1 pseudogene is annotated in these 231 nt (G+C 60.2%); it reads left to right on the top strand.

What is annotated here, in order from left to right:
* Positions 1–231, top strand: a pseudogene (locus PL599_RS22785) (cation transporter); the annotation flags it as partial.

The raw sequence follows: 231 nt of genomic DNA, 5'->3' as shown, positions 1-231 counted from the left end.
CGTCATCATCCCCATGCCGCTCGGCAATGTGAAACAGGCGCTGGCTGACATCCTTCTGGTGACCCCGCTGGAATTCAAGCAGCATGTGGACCGGGTGGCGGTCGAGACGGTGGAGAAATTCGGTTTCTCCTCCCACTATTCCTATGTCGCCCGTGTCGGCCGCGGCCGTCAGATCGAACTCTTTTTCATCGTGCCGAAAAACTGGCCGCCCCGGCGTCTGGAGGAGTGGGA

The sequence above is a fragment of the Agrobacterium sp. ST15.16.055 genome (assembly GCF_027956555.1).
In the GTDB taxonomy this organism is placed as follows: domain Bacteria; phylum Pseudomonadota; class Alphaproteobacteria; order Rhizobiales; family Rhizobiaceae; genus Agrobacterium; species Agrobacterium salinitolerans.
Note: the sequence above shows the minus strand (reverse complement) of the source record. Positions and strands in the feature narration are given on the sequence as shown.